Genomic DNA, 14,075 nt, shown 5'->3' on the forward strand with positions numbered 1-14,075 from the left:
CTGGATCGGATTCAATTATTTAGCTTTTATTGTTATTGCTTGTAAAAAATTCATAAAAAGAAAGTCAAGATGAGTTCAAAATGAAGAATATAATAACCATGCAGTTTGAGCTTTTCTTACAGTACTTATTTTATATCATAAACCCATGTGAGATAGACATACTTCTACAGGTATAAATTAAATAAAAAAACAGAGAAAAAACAATTTAAATAAAATCAAAAAAACACATATAATGTTTAAAAATTACACCAAAAACAATATTTAAACTAAAAACAAAACAACATAATAGACAAAACACCAACACATTAGATTTTGTTCATTTTGAAATATTGTATACATTTGTCTCAATAAAAAACACAATTTTCTAAGATGAAAACAAAACTACTAAGCGTAGCGTTAATAGCTATGTCATTATTCACGTTTGCACAAGTCGGAATACAAACACCCACTCCTAAAAAAACTTTACATGTTAATGGTTCACTTCAGGTTGTAAAAGAGATCAATGTAGGCGGAGATGGTAGTACTACAGGCTCTTCAGGAACGGCCGGAGATTTCTTAAGTACCAACGGTAACGGTAACGCTCCGGAATGGAAATCTCTGGACTCACAGAGTATTACCAAAATGGTATTTATAGGTAATAAGAATAACGTCAATCCATCAAATGTAACAATAAAACCATCTGTATCACCAGGCCTTTTTTATACAGGTAGTCAATCCAACACTTTGATATATAATACAGTAAATAAAATTCTTGATACTTATATTAGTTATGATGCCGCAACGGGTATTTTCACCGTGAAAAAAGCAGGATTCTATAGTGTTAATACTTATTTGACATACGACTTGCATAATAATGATAATGCTTGGACATCAGGTACAGCAACAAGTACAATTGATAAGGCTGGTGATGTTATAGAAGTAGCAAAAATGTCAACCAATCATTCAGAAAGAACCGATTACGTGTATCACACCTTAACAGGAATCAGGCTATTTGCGGTTGGACAAACCTTTAAAGTAACCTGCGTCCATACAAGACCATACAGATTGAGCACTGCAAACATTTCTATCCAATATATTTCAGAATAATTTTAGACATATATACAATCTTAAACTAAAAAGCTTTACAAAATCTGTAAAGCTTTTTGGTATTAGACTATAGGAATATTTTAAAATATAATTCCATATTACTCTTCTCCGTAATTCATCATCATTTGCTTCTAAAATAAAAACATGTCTAAAATATTCTTCATACTATTATTAACTACACCATTACTTATTTTCTCACAAATAGGAATACAGACAGCAACTCCTAAAAATACTTTACACGTTAATGGTTCTCTTCAGATAGTAAAAGATCTCAATGTAGGTGGAGATGGCAGTACAGCAGGGTCTTCAGGAAATGCAGGAGATTTTCTAAGAAGCAATGGACCAGGCAAAGCCCCGGAATGGAAACCTCTGAGTTCTCAGAAAATGGTATTTATAGCCGATAAGACTAATACAGATCCTTCAACAATAACTTTTTATCTGGCCAACAGCACCCACAATATACGCTATAATTCTGTCAGAAAAATTTTTGATTCCTATATAACCTATGATTCTAATACAGGTATTTTTACCGTGAAAAAATCAGGATTTTACAGTATTACCACTTATCTGACATATGATTTGAGTGCCAACCCTTTAAATGAAACAAATGGTATGGCAATATCAATAATTGATAAAATTGGTGATGTTGTGAAAGTTTCAGCATTATCAACAAACTATTCAGAAAGAACTGACACAATATTCCATAGCTTAACTGGCATAAGACAATTTGATGTGGGTGAAACTTTTACAGTACATTGTAATTATACAAAACAATATAGACTAAGCACCGCCAATATTTCAGTTCTCTATATCTCAGAATAATTTAAATTGGATATTTACTTTTTTTGACAATTACATTATTACACAAAATGACTTAAAAAGAGAACGTATACACATTTCCACCTTCATCTTTGCCCTTCTCATCAGCAATCATTAATGTCTTATCATCAAGAAAAACAATAGCTTCTTTCTGAGAATTGTGATGCAAAGGAATTTTCTGAATTTTTGCAGCACTGAAATTATCTGCAGTAAATCCTGTAAGAACATGTACATTTTTGTGTGTTAGCAATACAATTTTATCTTTTGTACTGTTGATGGTAGCAGAGGTAATCGCCGCATCATTATACCCTCCTTCAAGTTTTAACGTTCCTATTAACTTCGCTTCAAAATCACCTTCTTTATTAGGTACCTGGAATACAAAGAAAGTTCCGTCAAAACCCTTGCTTCTGTTTTTGGTGAATAAGTAAAAGTTCCCATCCATTTCTACAAAAGCCTCACAGTCGTACAACAGGTTAGATTTTTTCGGAGGAAACTCCATCTGCCCCTGGTAATGGAATTTTGTAGTCTGAACCACTTTCGTCACCGTTTGCTTACTATCTTTAAGGTCTGTTTTTAAGATAGCCAGATCCTGCCTATCGTTATCATTATTCCCAAAATCTCCGATATAAATATTCCCCTGAGTATCTGATATGATGTCTTCCCAGTCAGTATTTTCCGCATTTTCTACCGGAACTTTTGCTACCATTTCTCCCTTATTATTGACCCCGTATATTGCATTTTTATTCCCTCTGTCTTCGATCAGCCAAATGATATTTTTATCTTTAGACAAAGTAATTCCGGAAACTTCTTTCAACTTTTTGGGCAAAGCAAACTGAACTTTCAGTTCATCTTCTTTAGCAGGGGAATTCTGAGCTTTTGGATTACAGCTCAATAAAAGCAAAGCAGGTAAAATAAGAAAACGTAGCATATTTATTTTTTTAACGGAATATAAGAAGCATTAATTATTCCAATCAGGAATTATGAAAGTTTTTTTGCCTTTTCCCAGAGAACATCCATTTCTTCAAGAGACATATCTGCCAATTTCAGATCCTGTTCTTCAGCAAGTCCTTCCATTTTTTGAAATCTCGAAATAAACTTCAGATTAGTTCTTTCCAGAGCAGAATCCGGATTGATTCCTGAAATTCTTGCATAATTGATTAGAGAGAAAAATACATCACCCAATTCCTGTTCTTTTTTATCCAAATCAGTTTCAGCATGAAACTCCTGAATCTCTTCATCTACTTTTTTCCAGGCATCTTCGGCATCATGAAATTCAAAACCGATTCCTTTTACCTTATCCTGAATTCTGTAAGCTTTTACCAAACTCGGCAGACTTTTCGGTACTCCTCCTAAAATGGATTTGTTGCCTTCTTTTAATTTTAATTTCTCCCAATTCTGTTTCACTTCTTCTTCGTCTTTCACTTCAATATCTCCATAAATATGAGGATGACGGAAGATCAGCTTTTCATTCAGAGAATTGATGACATCTGCAATGTCGAAACTTTCTTTCTCGGAACCAATTTTAGCATAAAAAACAAGATGAAGCAGGACATCGCCCAATTCTTTTTTTATTTCCTGCAAATCGTTCTGCAAAATAGCATCCGAAAGTTCGTAAGTCTCTTCAAGCGTAAGATGACGAAGGGATTCTAACGTTTGTTTCTGATCCCATGGACATTTTTCACGCAAATCATCCATAATATCCAGTAATCTGCCAAAGGCTTCCAGTTTCTCCTGTTTCGTATTCATAAGTTATGGGAAATTCAATCTTATACAAATGTAAGGGATATTTTTGGGTCTGTGGTAGAGGTTGGATGGGAAAGTTGGGAGTTTGAAGTGCGAGATGCGGGGTTTCTGGTTTAATGTTTAAAGATAAAACATCAAATTTGAGCATGATAGAAAATCCGTCCTAATCCCTGCAACCTATCATCTGCTAACTATCTAAAACAAAAAGCCCTGTCCGAAATTCCAGACAAGGCTTTGTATGTTTAATTCAAATTGAATGAATTATCCTTGTTTTCTGTGTGTACTCTTTGGAGCTGATTTTGCAGCTGAAGTAGCTTTTACTTTTGGAGCAGCTGGTTTCTCTGCTTTTGGAGCTTTCTTAGCTTCTTTTTCAATGCTTACTTCTTCTGTTGCCGGCTCTCCGTCCAAAGTTTCAGGTTCTGCTTTTACAAAGCTATCCGGAGTGATATATCCTGCTTTATGAAGGATATTATACCACTGAGCCAATTTCTTGATATCAGAAGAATATACTCTTTCTGTATCATAGTTAGGAAGAGAAGCTAGCATGAAATCTTTCAAATCTGCATCAGAAGATTTGTGAGAAATAGTTTCCTTATAATCATTGTTTTTAGCAATATTTTCAAATACTTCAAACAAAGGAACTTCTTTCTCAAATGTAAACATTGCAATATTATCCAGTAAGCTTACCTGGCTTGAGTTTCCAATGCTTACTTTTTTCTTATTGGTAACATCTTCAATGATGAATCCGTTTCTTAATTGAGAAACTAATTTGAAAAGTCCTGGTTTTCCAGAAATTGAAATTATTTTTTCTAACAGCATAATTTTATTTTTTGTAAATTCTGCAATCAGCACTAGCTTTTTGCTTTTTATTATTCGTTTTAATCCTTGTTTAAATTACTTTGGAAATCTCATTTTGTAACCGATGTTTACGTCACCCTGAGAGATTTTTGTCAGTTTACCTTTTACCAGTTTCTTTTTCAAAGAACTCAGGTGGTCAGTAAATAAAACTCCTTCAATGTGGTCATATTCATGCTGAATTACGCGGGCTCTAATATCGGAAAAAGTTTCTGTATGTTTCACAAAATTTTCGTCATAATATTCAATAACGATAGTCCCTTTTCTTTTCACGTCTTCTCTTACATCCGGAATAGAAAGACAACCTTCATTGAACTTCCATTCTTCACCGGATTCTTCAAGAATTTGGGCATTGATAAATACTTTTTTGAACTCTGCCAATTCATCTTTAATATCTTCATAATCCTCATCTTCTGCAAGAGGCGTCACATCTATTACAAACAGACGGATATCCAAACCAATCTGAGGCGCTGCAAGACCTATGCCATTTGCGCTGTACATGGTTTCGAACATATTATCTATCAGTTCCTGTAATTCGGGATAGTCTTTTTCTATATCTTTTCCCACTTTTCTCAAAACAGGATCCCCAAAAGCTCTTATCGGTAATATCATCTTAATCTTTGTTCTAAAAAATTCTGCAATATGATGGTTGCACTTACTTTATCTATTAATCCTTTTTCCTGCCTCTTTTTCTTACTTTTTCCACTTTGAGAAATAAAAAATGAAGCCATTTTGGAAGTAAATCTTTCATCAAAACGATGAACCGCAATATCCGAAAATTCTTTTTTAAATTCTTCAATGAATTTTAAAATATCGGTTTCCACTTCCGAAACATTTCCTTTCAAATCTATGGGAAGCCCAACTACAACTTCATCTACCTTGTTTTCACTGAAATATTTTTTCAAAAATTCCATTAAAAAACGGTTCTCTACAGTCTCCAGCCCACTGGCTATAATCTGCATATCATCAGTTGCGGCAATACCACAACGAGCTTTTCCGTAGTCTATTGCAAGAATTTGTCCCATAAGTCTGCAAATTTAGTAAAATTTACTGATTTTATTCATACCGCAGTTTTTTTATATAAATCATGTTTTATTCCATTATTTTTTTTATAATTTTAATCTTCCAAAAAACAATTATATGAAGAAACTCATCCTCGTAAGACATGCGAAAAGCGACTGGCCGGAGGAAACGGAGGATTTTGACAGACCTTTGGCAGACAAGGGTTTGGAGGACGCTATGCACATGTCCAGATTCCTGAAAAGCAATAATATTTCCATTGATCATTTTGTGTCCAGCCCTGCGGTACGTGCACTGAATACCTGTAAAATTTTTAATCAAACCTATCAGCTGAACTGCTCTACTGATGAAAAACTATATAATCCTTCGGAAAGAAGTTTTGAATCTGTAATCTACGATCTGGATGACAACCTGAATTCGGTTGCTTTCTTCTCCCACAATAATGGAATTTCCAATTTTGCCAATTCCATTTCTGAAGATATTTTCCATTTCCCCACCTGTGGAGTGGCCGGTTTTGAAGTAGACTGTGAATCCTGGTCTGAATTCGACGGTGCTAAAAAGAAATTGCTTTTCTTTTATGAACCCGGGAAAATTTAACTTCATTTCATTATTTTTTTATGTTACAACACTGATTCTTCTTTTCTCATGCCAGAAACAGAAGAAAACTTATTATGAATCTATTTCATTGAATGACATCAAGCTTTCTTCTTCACCAAAACCCGGAAGCTGGAAAAAACACCATCTATCTTCAGCCTATCGGAACTTTTGATGAACTTCAGAAAAAGGAAATAGTTCTCACAAAAGAATACTTAAAAATATATTACCAGCTGGAAACAAAAATACTGCCTGCTCTACCCAATACCATCTTTCCTGAAAAAGTGAGGAGAATTTCAAAAGAAGGACAGGAACAGATTCTTGCAGGATATGTGCTGGATAGCATTCTGATCAAAAAAAAACCTAAAGATGCTGTAGTCCTGATGGGAATTACAGAAAAAGACCTTTTCCCAAAACCGGAATGGAACTACGTTTTCGGGCTGGCTTCTTATGAAGATGGTGTAGGAGTAACTTCGATGTACAGATTTGCCAACGGTCATTTAACCGATTCAAATTTCAATGAAAGCCTTTTAAGATTAGTAAAAATAAGCTCACACGAAATTGGTCATATGTTTGGAATCAGCCACTGCCTGAATGCCAATTGCGTGATGAATGGAACCAATTCACTACCTGAAACGGATGATCATCTAGCCAGAGCCTGTTCACTTTGCTAAAGAAAATTGAATTCAAGCATTCATTATGACAATAAGAAAAGACTTCTTGAATTAAAAAAATTCTTCGAAAAACAGCACCTTAACTCAGAGCTTACTTTGGCAAATCAGGATCTTAACCTCCTTCAGTAAAATATTAGTGTTATTTGTGAACAATTAGCGCAATTCGTGTTTGAGCAACAAAAAAGAACGGACCAATGCCCGTTCTTCATAGAATATCTTTTATGCTTTCGCTTTTTATTTCTTTTTCAAATCCAGATCATCAAAATCAAAACTGAAATCCGTTACATCAGAAATGGCCTTCAATTTTGCAGATTCTGCTTTTCCGTTTTCATCATAGCTGAAAATAATGTAGGCATCCGCATCATAGCTTCTGTCGTCCCATTTGATGATAAAAGAATTATTGGAATAAGGAAGTAATTCTCCTTTTAATCTTGGAGAATTTTTACATGAAATTCTATACGTATTTCCCTGCTGTGCAATTTCAACATCACCAAACCAAACATCATTATAAGTTCCCGTAAATTGCTCTGCCTTTGGCTGAAGAGATTTCTCTTTTTTAAAGGCTTCAGATTTTGCAAAAGCATCTTTTTTCTGCTTGTCAAATTCTGCTTCCATTTTAGACATTCTGTCTCCGTATGTTTTCAGCCAGTTTCTGTCTGCTACCCCAAGGTAAGAATCTTTCACGGTATTGGTAATGGTGTTGAAAGCTGCTCCGGACTGCTGGTTCGTCAATACTACAATTCCCAGTTTCATATCCGGAATTAATGTAAACTGTGTAACGGTTCCTATCAATCCGCCGGTATGTTGTATTTGTTTATGTCCTTTAACATCACTTAAGAACCACCCTAAACCATATCCGTAAAAACTTGTATCATATGGATTTTTCGCTGCCACTCTATCTGGAATCTGAAGGCTCCAAAGCTGTTGAACATTCTTATCAGAAACCAGCTTTTTCCCGTCTTTTGTGGTAAAGTTATTTAACAAACATTCTGCCCAGGTTGTCATATCTTTGATATTACTCATGATTCCTCCTGCCGCATTCCCTGTCTCGTTCCAGTCATGGGGAACCGCAATTGCCTTTCCATCTACCGGAGCGTGTGCATCAATTTTATTGGCTGTAGCTTTTGCTCTGTTGTAGCTTCCGAAACTTGAAGTCATTCCTACAGGCTTCATAATTCTTTGTTCAATAAATTCTGCCCAGGTTAATCCGGAAACTCTGTGAATCACTTCTCCAGCAACAATAAACATAATATTGTTATAATCCAGTTTTGTTCTGAAAGGATTTTCCGGTTTAAGATATCTCACATTGTGAACAATATCATTCACTGTCATACTTCCTCCTTCCGGAAAAAACATAAGATCTCCTTGTCCAAGTCCTAATCCGGCTCTGTGCGTGATAAGATCTTTGATCGTTACATTTTGAGAAACGTAGGGATCATACATTTGGAACTCAGGAATATATTTTGAAACTTTATCATCCCAGTTCAGTTTTCCTTCGTCTGCTAAAATGGCTAACGCTGTACATGTAAAACCTTTAGAATTGGAAGCAATACCTACTAATGTATTATCATCCATAGGCTGCTTGGAAGTGAGTGAACGTACACCAAAACCTTTGGAATAGATCATTTTCCCATCTTTTACAATTCCTACTGACATTCCCGGTACATCAAAAGTTTTCAGGGTATTTTGGATCAGTTCGTCCAGTTTTTTTTCTTCAACCTGCGCATTCGCCAATCCTACGGTTAAAAGAAAAATGAAAAAAGAAAGTTTCTGTTTCATTGTTTATTTTAATTTTCCCAAATTTACTAAATATTAAGCGATGCTAATTTTAGCAATGTTAAAACTTTACAATAAATCAGTTGTATTCATGAAAAAGCCTATTTGTATCTGTATTTTTTCTTTTTTCGCTATCATTGGTATCAAAGCCCAGGACAGAACTGCCAACCCTTTGCTTTTGCAAACCTGGAATCTCAGTAAAATGGATTCCTATATTTATACCTATGAAAAACAGGATGGTTTTGAAGCAAGAAGGGAAGGAATAAGATTTCAGAAAAACGGAAAAATAACCGGGAATCTCATTAAATCTACCTTGAGATATGATGCTTTGGAGGAGCCTGTTACTAAAAAAGGGGAAAAACCAGATCGTTACATCGGGAGTTGGAAAAAAGCTTCCGATTCTACACTGACTATAGTATTTCCTTACAATACCAATATGACCGGTACCTTTGTTATTTCAAAACTTACAGAGAATCAGCTGAAATTAAAAAAAGTTTTCAGCGCGGATATTGAAAAGAAACTGGATTCTATCAGGAAAACAAAAAATATTACAGACTAAAATCTCCTATGAATTGATGAGTGCTTCTCTATATTTGCAATCTTAAAAATAATAGTAAAAATGACAATAAAAAGGATACTGGCTTTCTTCTTACTGATGGTAAGCTGTAATTTATATTTTTCTCAGGATGTCACCATCAAAGACGATAAAGTGTTGGTGGATGGAAAGCAGATCCTGAAAGCTGAAAAGATCAACGTGGCACAATATTCATTCTTCTCTATGAAAGATGATGAAGAAGTACTTCTTTACCGATACATGGATAATGAAACACCAAGATATGTAAGTGATGATTATTTCATTCTGAATTTTCTCACAGAAAAAACAAAAGTAGAGTCTACTGATCTCGGCAAAATTTCCAATTTTATGAATTCCAAAAAAGGAATGGAAAAACTGGTAAAATGGTTACTGAAAGAAAGAGTAATCAATCATGATGGTGAGCTGAATCCGGAACGTTTAGCCATATTCAAAGATAAATACCACGAAAATATTACTGAAAGAACCCTTAGATAATGACAAAAGTTCTTCTTCTTTCTGACTCTCATTCCTATATAGATGACAGAATTCTGGAATATGCTTCCCAGGCCGATGAAGTGTGGCATTGTGGAGATTTCGGAAGTCTGGAAGTGATAGAAGAGCTGGAAAAAATAAAACCTCTAAAAGGAGTTTACGGAAACATTGATAATGCTAAAATTCAAGCTGAATTTCCTGAAGTCAACCGTTTCTTTTGTGAAAAATTGGAAGTTCTGATGATCCACATCGGAGGGTATCCCGGAAAATATACCCCACTCACGAAAAAAGAAATTGCAGAAAAAGCTCCGAAATTGTTTATTTCAGGGCACTCTCATATTTTGAAAGCCATGTATGACGAGAAAAACAGCCTCCTTCATCTGAATCCTGGTGCCTGCGGAAAACAGGGGTGGCATAAAGTGAGAACCATGATGCGCTTTGTAGTAGACGGTGAGGAAATTAAAGATCTGGAAGTGATTGAATTGGGGCCAAGAGTTTGATGAGTATTAGGGTTGGAGAGTGAGAAGGTGTGAAAGTTTGAGCGTTTGAGGATAAAGGAGTTTGTTTTTTATACCTTTTACTTTTTACCTTTGCCCCAATAATAAATTCAGACAATTCTTTAAAAAAATATGAAGATCGGCGATCAGGTTTCGGTAGTAGATGAAGATTTAAGCGGGGTAATTACTTCCGTGAAGGGAAATATTGCTGTTTTTAAAGATGAATATGGTTTTACCCATCAATATCCAAAAGAAAAACTGGTTCCGAAAGATACAGGTCTCTATGAAAATATAAGGATCATAAGAAAAGCAGAACCTAAAAAAGTAATTTCTAAGAAACATCAGAAAAATCATTTGGTTTTAGACCTGCATTTTCATAATTTGGTAAAGAATCCCAATGATTATGACAGCTTTGAAAGATTGTTTATTCAAAAGGAAAAATTAATTGAAGTGATTGAGTTTTGCAGAAGAAACAACCTGAAGAGATTGGAAATTGTTCATGGTATTGGTGACGGTACTTTGCAAAGGATGGTTCGGGATGTATTGGAAAGCCAGGTCAATATTGATTTTTATAATAAGGAAATACTTCACCATCAATCGGGTGCGGTAATGGTAGAATTTCACTAAATTTGCAGGAATTGAATTATGAACGTACTTAATTTACTTTTTACCAAAGACGGATTGATCTGCCAGATTGTTAAAAACAAAAACATTCTGGAGGAAAAGTCTTATTTCGTGACTGAAGACACACCAGCCGATCTTATTGAGCAAAAACTGGACGAGGTTCTTATTAAGCAGCGCTTTGATGAGATCCACGTGATATCCGCATTTAATCATTTTACCCTGATGCCGGAAGGTTTTTCTGAGCATGAAACAGGATTTGATCTGATTGCCTTCAATGCTCCTGCCAACAGAGAGCAGGAAGAACTGATGCTTTCTATCAACAAAAAATTCAATATTCAGTTTTATTATACTTTCCCGAAAAACTATTATAAGAAAATAAAAGAGCTGGCAATACCGGTTCATTTTAATTTTTCAGGAGAAAAGTTTTTAAGTTCCATCAATAATAAAACTACTAAAGAAATTCACATCAATCTGTATCATAATCAGTGTGAGTTTTTTGCGATTGACAATAAAAAAATCATTCTTTATAACAACCTGGATGTGAACTCAGAAGTAGATTTTCTTTACTTCATTATGTTTACATTGAGCAAAATAGGTTTCGGAATCAATGAAACTACTTTTTATGCTTATGGAGAAACTACGGAAAATGAAACCTTCATCTCCGAACTTCAGAAATTTGTTAAAAACCTGAAAATTGTTTTTGACAATATTCCAAACAAGAATTTTATACTTAACTAGGTTGCAGGCCGCAGGTAATAGGGATTAGATCCTAAACACAATCACCTGCCACCTATAATCTACAACCTAAACCCTAACAAAAAAATATGTTCAGAATAATATCAGGCAAATGGAAAGCCAAAAAGATTGCCGCTCCTAAAAACTTTGATGTAAGACCTACTACCGATTTTGCGAAAGAGGCTTTATTCAGTATTCTGGAAAACAAATACGATATGCAGTCCATCTCCGTACTTGATCTTTTTGCCGGAATTGGCTCTATTACCTTTGAATTTGCTTCCAGGGGATGCCAGAATATTACTTCTGTGGAAATGAACCCAAAACATACTGCATTTATCAACACTACAGCTTCTGAGCTTGACATGGCGCTTCAGATCAATGTACAGAGAGGTGATGTATTTGATTGGCTTAAAAAATTCAGAAATAAAAAGTCATTTGAGATCGTTTTCTCTGATGCTCCTTTCGAAATGGAAGAGAAAAAGTACCACGAGCTGATCTCTTTGGTTTTAAACAATAAATACCTTAAAGAAAATGGAGTTCTTATTGTGGAACACCAAAGCCGCATGAAGCTTGATCATCCCAATTTAATAGATACCCGAAAATACGGAAACGTAAGTTTCAGTTTTTTTGAACCGAATAAAGAAGATAATCAGGAACTTTAATTCCTGATTATTTTTTTTGATATGACCGGAGATTCTTCGCCCCATTTTGTTATCGCTTCCAAAACAGGTAATAAAGTTCTTCCAAAGTCTGTTAATTCATATTCTACCACTAAAGGAGGTTTTTCTGTAAAAACTTTTCTGTCCACAATTCCATCTTCTTCCAATTGTTTTAACTGTAAACTCAATGTTCTTTCCGTAATGGTAGGAATGGATTTTCTTATCTCATTATAACGTTTAGCCCCGCCAATAAGATGGTGCAAAATTACTGCTTTCCATTTCCCTCCTATAAATTTCATTGTGACACTGGTACAGCAGGGATAGGATTTATTATCAATTATATACATTTTTTATACTATCATTTTTTACCGTTATTGCAAAGTTAGTAAACTTAAATTAATTTTGTAACTATAAAAATGATAGTATAAAATTATGAACTTTTTAGACAAAATGAAAAAAAGGTATACTGTAAAAAAGTATAACCCACAGGGAAAAATCAGTGAAGAACAAATTGCAACGCTTCAGGATATTTTAAATTTAAGCCCCTCATCCATTAATAGCCAGCCCTGGAATTTTATTTTTGTAAATGATCCGGAACTGAAAAAACAATTGGGAGATAAGTCTTATTTTAATAAAGAAAAAGTGTTGGATAGCAGCCATGTTATTGTTTTCCAAGTGATCAAAAACATTGAAAACTTTGAAAAGCAAATTGAAGAAAACCTTCCGGAAGGCTCGGTTAATTATTACCGAACGATGGTAAAACCTAAAGGAGAAGAGGCTATAAAATCATGGCTTGGGCATCAGGTTTATTTATCTTTAGGAGTGCTTTTATCTGCCTGTGCAGCAATGGGAATAGATTCTACTCCAATGGAAGGAATTGAACCTGAAGAATATGATGTTATTCTGAATAATGAAAAATATGAAACGTTATTTGCAGTAGCTATTGGGGAAAGAGATGAAGCAGATGCTAATCAGCCTAAATTTAATCCAAAGAAAAGACTGAATGCTGAAAAGGTAATTGTGGAAGCGTAATTTAAACACGAATTTCACAAAGAACACAAATAAAAAAGTCTGCTCTAAATAGCAGACTTTTTATTTATAATACTTTCAATTCCAAATCAATTGTTTTTCCGAAGAATTTCTTAGAGATTTTCTCAAAGTTCTTGGTAATATCCGAAAGATAGAAATGATAATTGGGTTTTGAGTTATGATCATTTAAGAGATTGTACTTATCCAGAATGATCTTTAGATGATTGGCTACAATATTCGGAGAGTCTATCACACGGACTCTGTTTCCGTAATACTGTTTGATTTCATCTATTAAAAGTGGATAATGGGTACAGCCCAAAATCAATGTTTCAATATTTTTTAGTTTATTATTACTTAAATAATTATAAATAATAGCGTGCGTGATCGGATGATTTTTAAAACCTTCTTCAATAGCAGGAACCAATAATGGTGTAGCCAGTTCGTCTACTTTGATCCATTTATTATGCTTTCGGATGCTCTTTTTATACAATCCTGAATTCACAGTTGCTTTGGTGGCAATCACTCCTACATTAGTATGGATTTCATAAGATACCTTTTCAGCAACAGGATTAATAACGTCTATGACCGGAACTTTTCCTGCAACTGACTGCATAACCTCATTCAAAGCATTAGCCGTTGCCGTGTTACAGGCAATTACAATCGCTTTACAGTTCTGCTCCAGCAGAAAATTGGTAATCTTGGTAGAGTATTCAATAATCGCATCCTTGGACTTTTCTCCGTAAGGAAGGTGCTTTGTATCTCCAAAGTAGATCAGATCTTCGTTAGGAAGAAGTCTTTTGATTTCTTTGGCAACGGTAAGACCTCCTACCCCGCTGTCGAAAATTCCGATAGGCTGGCTTGGTGAAAGATGTGAATAATCTTGTTTTTTCGTTTTCAA

Annotated in this window: 19 protein-coding genes; 11 read left to right on the forward strand and 8 right to left on the reverse strand. The window is 34.6% G+C overall.

All coding sequences use genetic code 11. The features are described 5' to 3' along the window. Positions 1–369 precede the first annotated feature (369 nt). Both CQ046_RS20655 and CQ046_RS20660 read left to right on the forward strand, forming a co-directional pair. Complete coding sequence (locus tag CQ046_RS20655; RefSeq protein WP_105704082.1) at positions 370–1,086, forward strand: hypothetical protein; 717 nt, start codon at positions 370–372, stop codon at positions 1,084–1,086. Between the two features lie 144 nt (positions 1,087–1,230). Then, positions 1,231–1,908, forward strand: a complete 678-nt coding sequence (locus tag CQ046_RS20660; RefSeq protein ID WP_105704083.1) for a hypothetical protein — start codon at positions 1,231–1,233, stop codon at positions 1,906–1,908. A 52-nt stretch (positions 1,909–1,960) separates the two neighbouring features. Here CQ046_RS20660 and CQ046_RS20665 read toward each other — a convergent pair whose 3' ends face one another. The 5 genes from CQ046_RS20665 to ruvX all read right to left on the reverse strand — a co-directional run bounded on the left by CQ046_RS20665 (position 1,961) and on the right by ruvX (position 5,528). Continuing rightward, a complete protein-coding gene (locus tag CQ046_RS20665; RefSeq protein ID WP_105704084.1) occupies positions 1,961–2,833 on the reverse strand; it encodes a hypothetical protein in 873 nt (290 codons plus the stop codon). Between the two features lie 50 nt (positions 2,834–2,883). Beyond that, positions 2,884–3,651, reverse strand: a complete 768-nt coding sequence (mazG, locus tag CQ046_RS20670; protein WP_105704085.1) for a nucleoside triphosphate pyrophosphohydrolase — start codon at positions 3,649–3,651, stop codon at positions 2,884–2,886. A gap of 258 nt (positions 3,652–3,909) precedes the next feature. After that, complete coding sequence (locus CQ046_RS20675; protein ID WP_105704129.1) at positions 3,910–4,467, reverse strand: DUF5606 domain-containing protein; 558 nt, start codon at positions 4,465–4,467, stop codon at positions 3,910–3,912. Between the two features lie 75 nt (positions 4,468–4,542). Beyond that, on the reverse strand, positions 4,543–5,115 hold the full coding sequence (def, locus tag CQ046_RS20680) for a peptide deformylase (RefSeq protein WP_105704086.1): 573 nt from the start codon (positions 5,113–5,115) through the stop codon (positions 4,543–4,545). After that, a complete protein-coding gene (gene ruvX, locus CQ046_RS20685; protein ID WP_105704087.1) occupies positions 5,112–5,528 on the reverse strand; it encodes a Holliday junction resolvase RuvX in 417 nt (138 codons plus the stop codon). The genes def and ruvX overlap by 4 nt, the downstream gene beginning before the upstream one ends. A gap of 115 nt (positions 5,529–5,643) precedes the next feature. Here ruvX and CQ046_RS20690 point away from each other — a divergent pair, with 115 nt between their 5' ends. Both CQ046_RS20690 and CQ046_RS20695 read left to right on the forward strand, forming a co-directional pair. After that, positions 5,644–6,120 (forward strand): SixA phosphatase family protein, encoded by a 477-nt coding sequence (locus tag CQ046_RS20690; RefSeq protein WP_105704088.1) that lies wholly within the window; start codon positions 5,644–5,646, stop codon positions 6,118–6,120. A gap of 92 nt (positions 6,121–6,212) precedes the next feature. Then, on the forward strand, positions 6,213–6,791 hold the full coding sequence (locus CQ046_RS20695) for an archaemetzincin (RefSeq protein ID WP_105704089.1): 579 nt from the start codon (positions 6,213–6,215) through the stop codon (positions 6,789–6,791). 234 nt (positions 6,792–7,025) lie between these two features. Here CQ046_RS20695 and CQ046_RS20700 read toward each other — a convergent pair whose 3' ends face one another. After that, complete coding sequence (locus CQ046_RS20700) at positions 7,026–8,570, reverse strand: serine hydrolase (RefSeq protein ID WP_105704090.1); 1,545 nt, start codon at positions 8,568–8,570, stop codon at positions 7,026–7,028. Between the two features lie 88 nt (positions 8,571–8,658). On the opposite strand from CQ046_RS20700, the gene CQ046_RS20705 reads away from it, so the two are divergent. The 6 genes from CQ046_RS20705 to CQ046_RS20730 all read left to right on the forward strand — a co-directional run bounded on the left by CQ046_RS20705 (position 8,659) and on the right by CQ046_RS20730 (position 12,151). After that, positions 8,659–9,126 carry a hypothetical protein gene (locus tag CQ046_RS20705; RefSeq protein WP_123906661.1) on the forward strand — a complete coding sequence of 156 codons (468 nt, stop codon included), beginning with the start codon at positions 8,659–8,661 and terminating at the stop codon, positions 9,124–9,126. Between the two features lie 60 nt (positions 9,127–9,186). Beyond that, positions 9,187–9,636, forward strand: a complete 450-nt coding sequence (locus CQ046_RS20710) for a hypothetical protein (protein WP_105704092.1) — start codon at positions 9,187–9,189, stop codon at positions 9,634–9,636. Next, positions 9,636–10,133 (forward strand): metallophosphoesterase family protein, encoded by a 498-nt coding sequence (locus CQ046_RS20715; protein ID WP_105704093.1) that lies wholly within the window; start codon positions 9,636–9,638, stop codon positions 10,131–10,133. Before CQ046_RS20710 ends, CQ046_RS20715 begins: the two co-directional genes overlap by 1 nt. A gap of 129 nt (positions 10,134–10,262) precedes the next feature. After that, positions 10,263–10,757: a Smr/MutS family protein gene (locus tag CQ046_RS20720; RefSeq protein WP_105704094.1), complete on the forward strand. Its 495-nt coding sequence runs from the start codon at positions 10,263–10,265 to the stop codon at positions 10,755–10,757. Between the two features lie 18 nt (positions 10,758–10,775). Next, positions 10,776–11,492: a DUF3822 family protein gene (locus tag CQ046_RS20725; protein WP_105704095.1), complete on the forward strand. Its 717-nt coding sequence runs from the start codon at positions 10,776–10,778 to the stop codon at positions 11,490–11,492. Between the two features lie 86 nt (positions 11,493–11,578). Then, positions 11,579–12,151, forward strand: coding sequence for an RsmD family RNA methyltransferase (locus CQ046_RS20730; protein WP_105704096.1), 573 nt, complete (start codon positions 11,579–11,581; stop codon positions 12,149–12,151). On the opposite strand, the gene CQ046_RS20735 is transcribed toward CQ046_RS20730, so the two are convergent. After that, positions 12,148–12,495, reverse strand: a complete 348-nt coding sequence (locus CQ046_RS20735) for a winged helix-turn-helix transcriptional regulator (protein WP_105704097.1) — start codon at positions 12,493–12,495, stop codon at positions 12,148–12,150. The two genes, CQ046_RS20730 and CQ046_RS20735, sit on opposite strands and share 4 nt — an antisense overlap. An 85-nt stretch (positions 12,496–12,580) precedes the next feature. On the opposite strand from CQ046_RS20735, the gene CQ046_RS20740 reads away from it, so the two are divergent. After that, positions 12,581–13,180: a nitroreductase family protein gene (locus CQ046_RS20740; RefSeq protein WP_105704098.1), complete on the forward strand. Its 600-nt coding sequence runs from the start codon at positions 12,581–12,583 to the stop codon at positions 13,178–13,180. Between the two features lie 64 nt (positions 13,181–13,244). Here the strand turns inward: CQ046_RS20740 and murI are convergent, their stop codons facing one another. Then, entirely contained in the window at positions 13,245–14,075 is an 831-nt protein-coding gene (gene murI, locus CQ046_RS20745; protein ID WP_105704130.1) for a glutamate racemase, read from the reverse strand.

It is taken from the genome of Chryseobacterium sp. MYb7 (genome assembly GCF_002979455.1).
Taxonomy (GTDB): domain Bacteria; phylum Bacteroidota; class Bacteroidia; order Flavobacteriales; family Weeksellaceae; genus Chryseobacterium.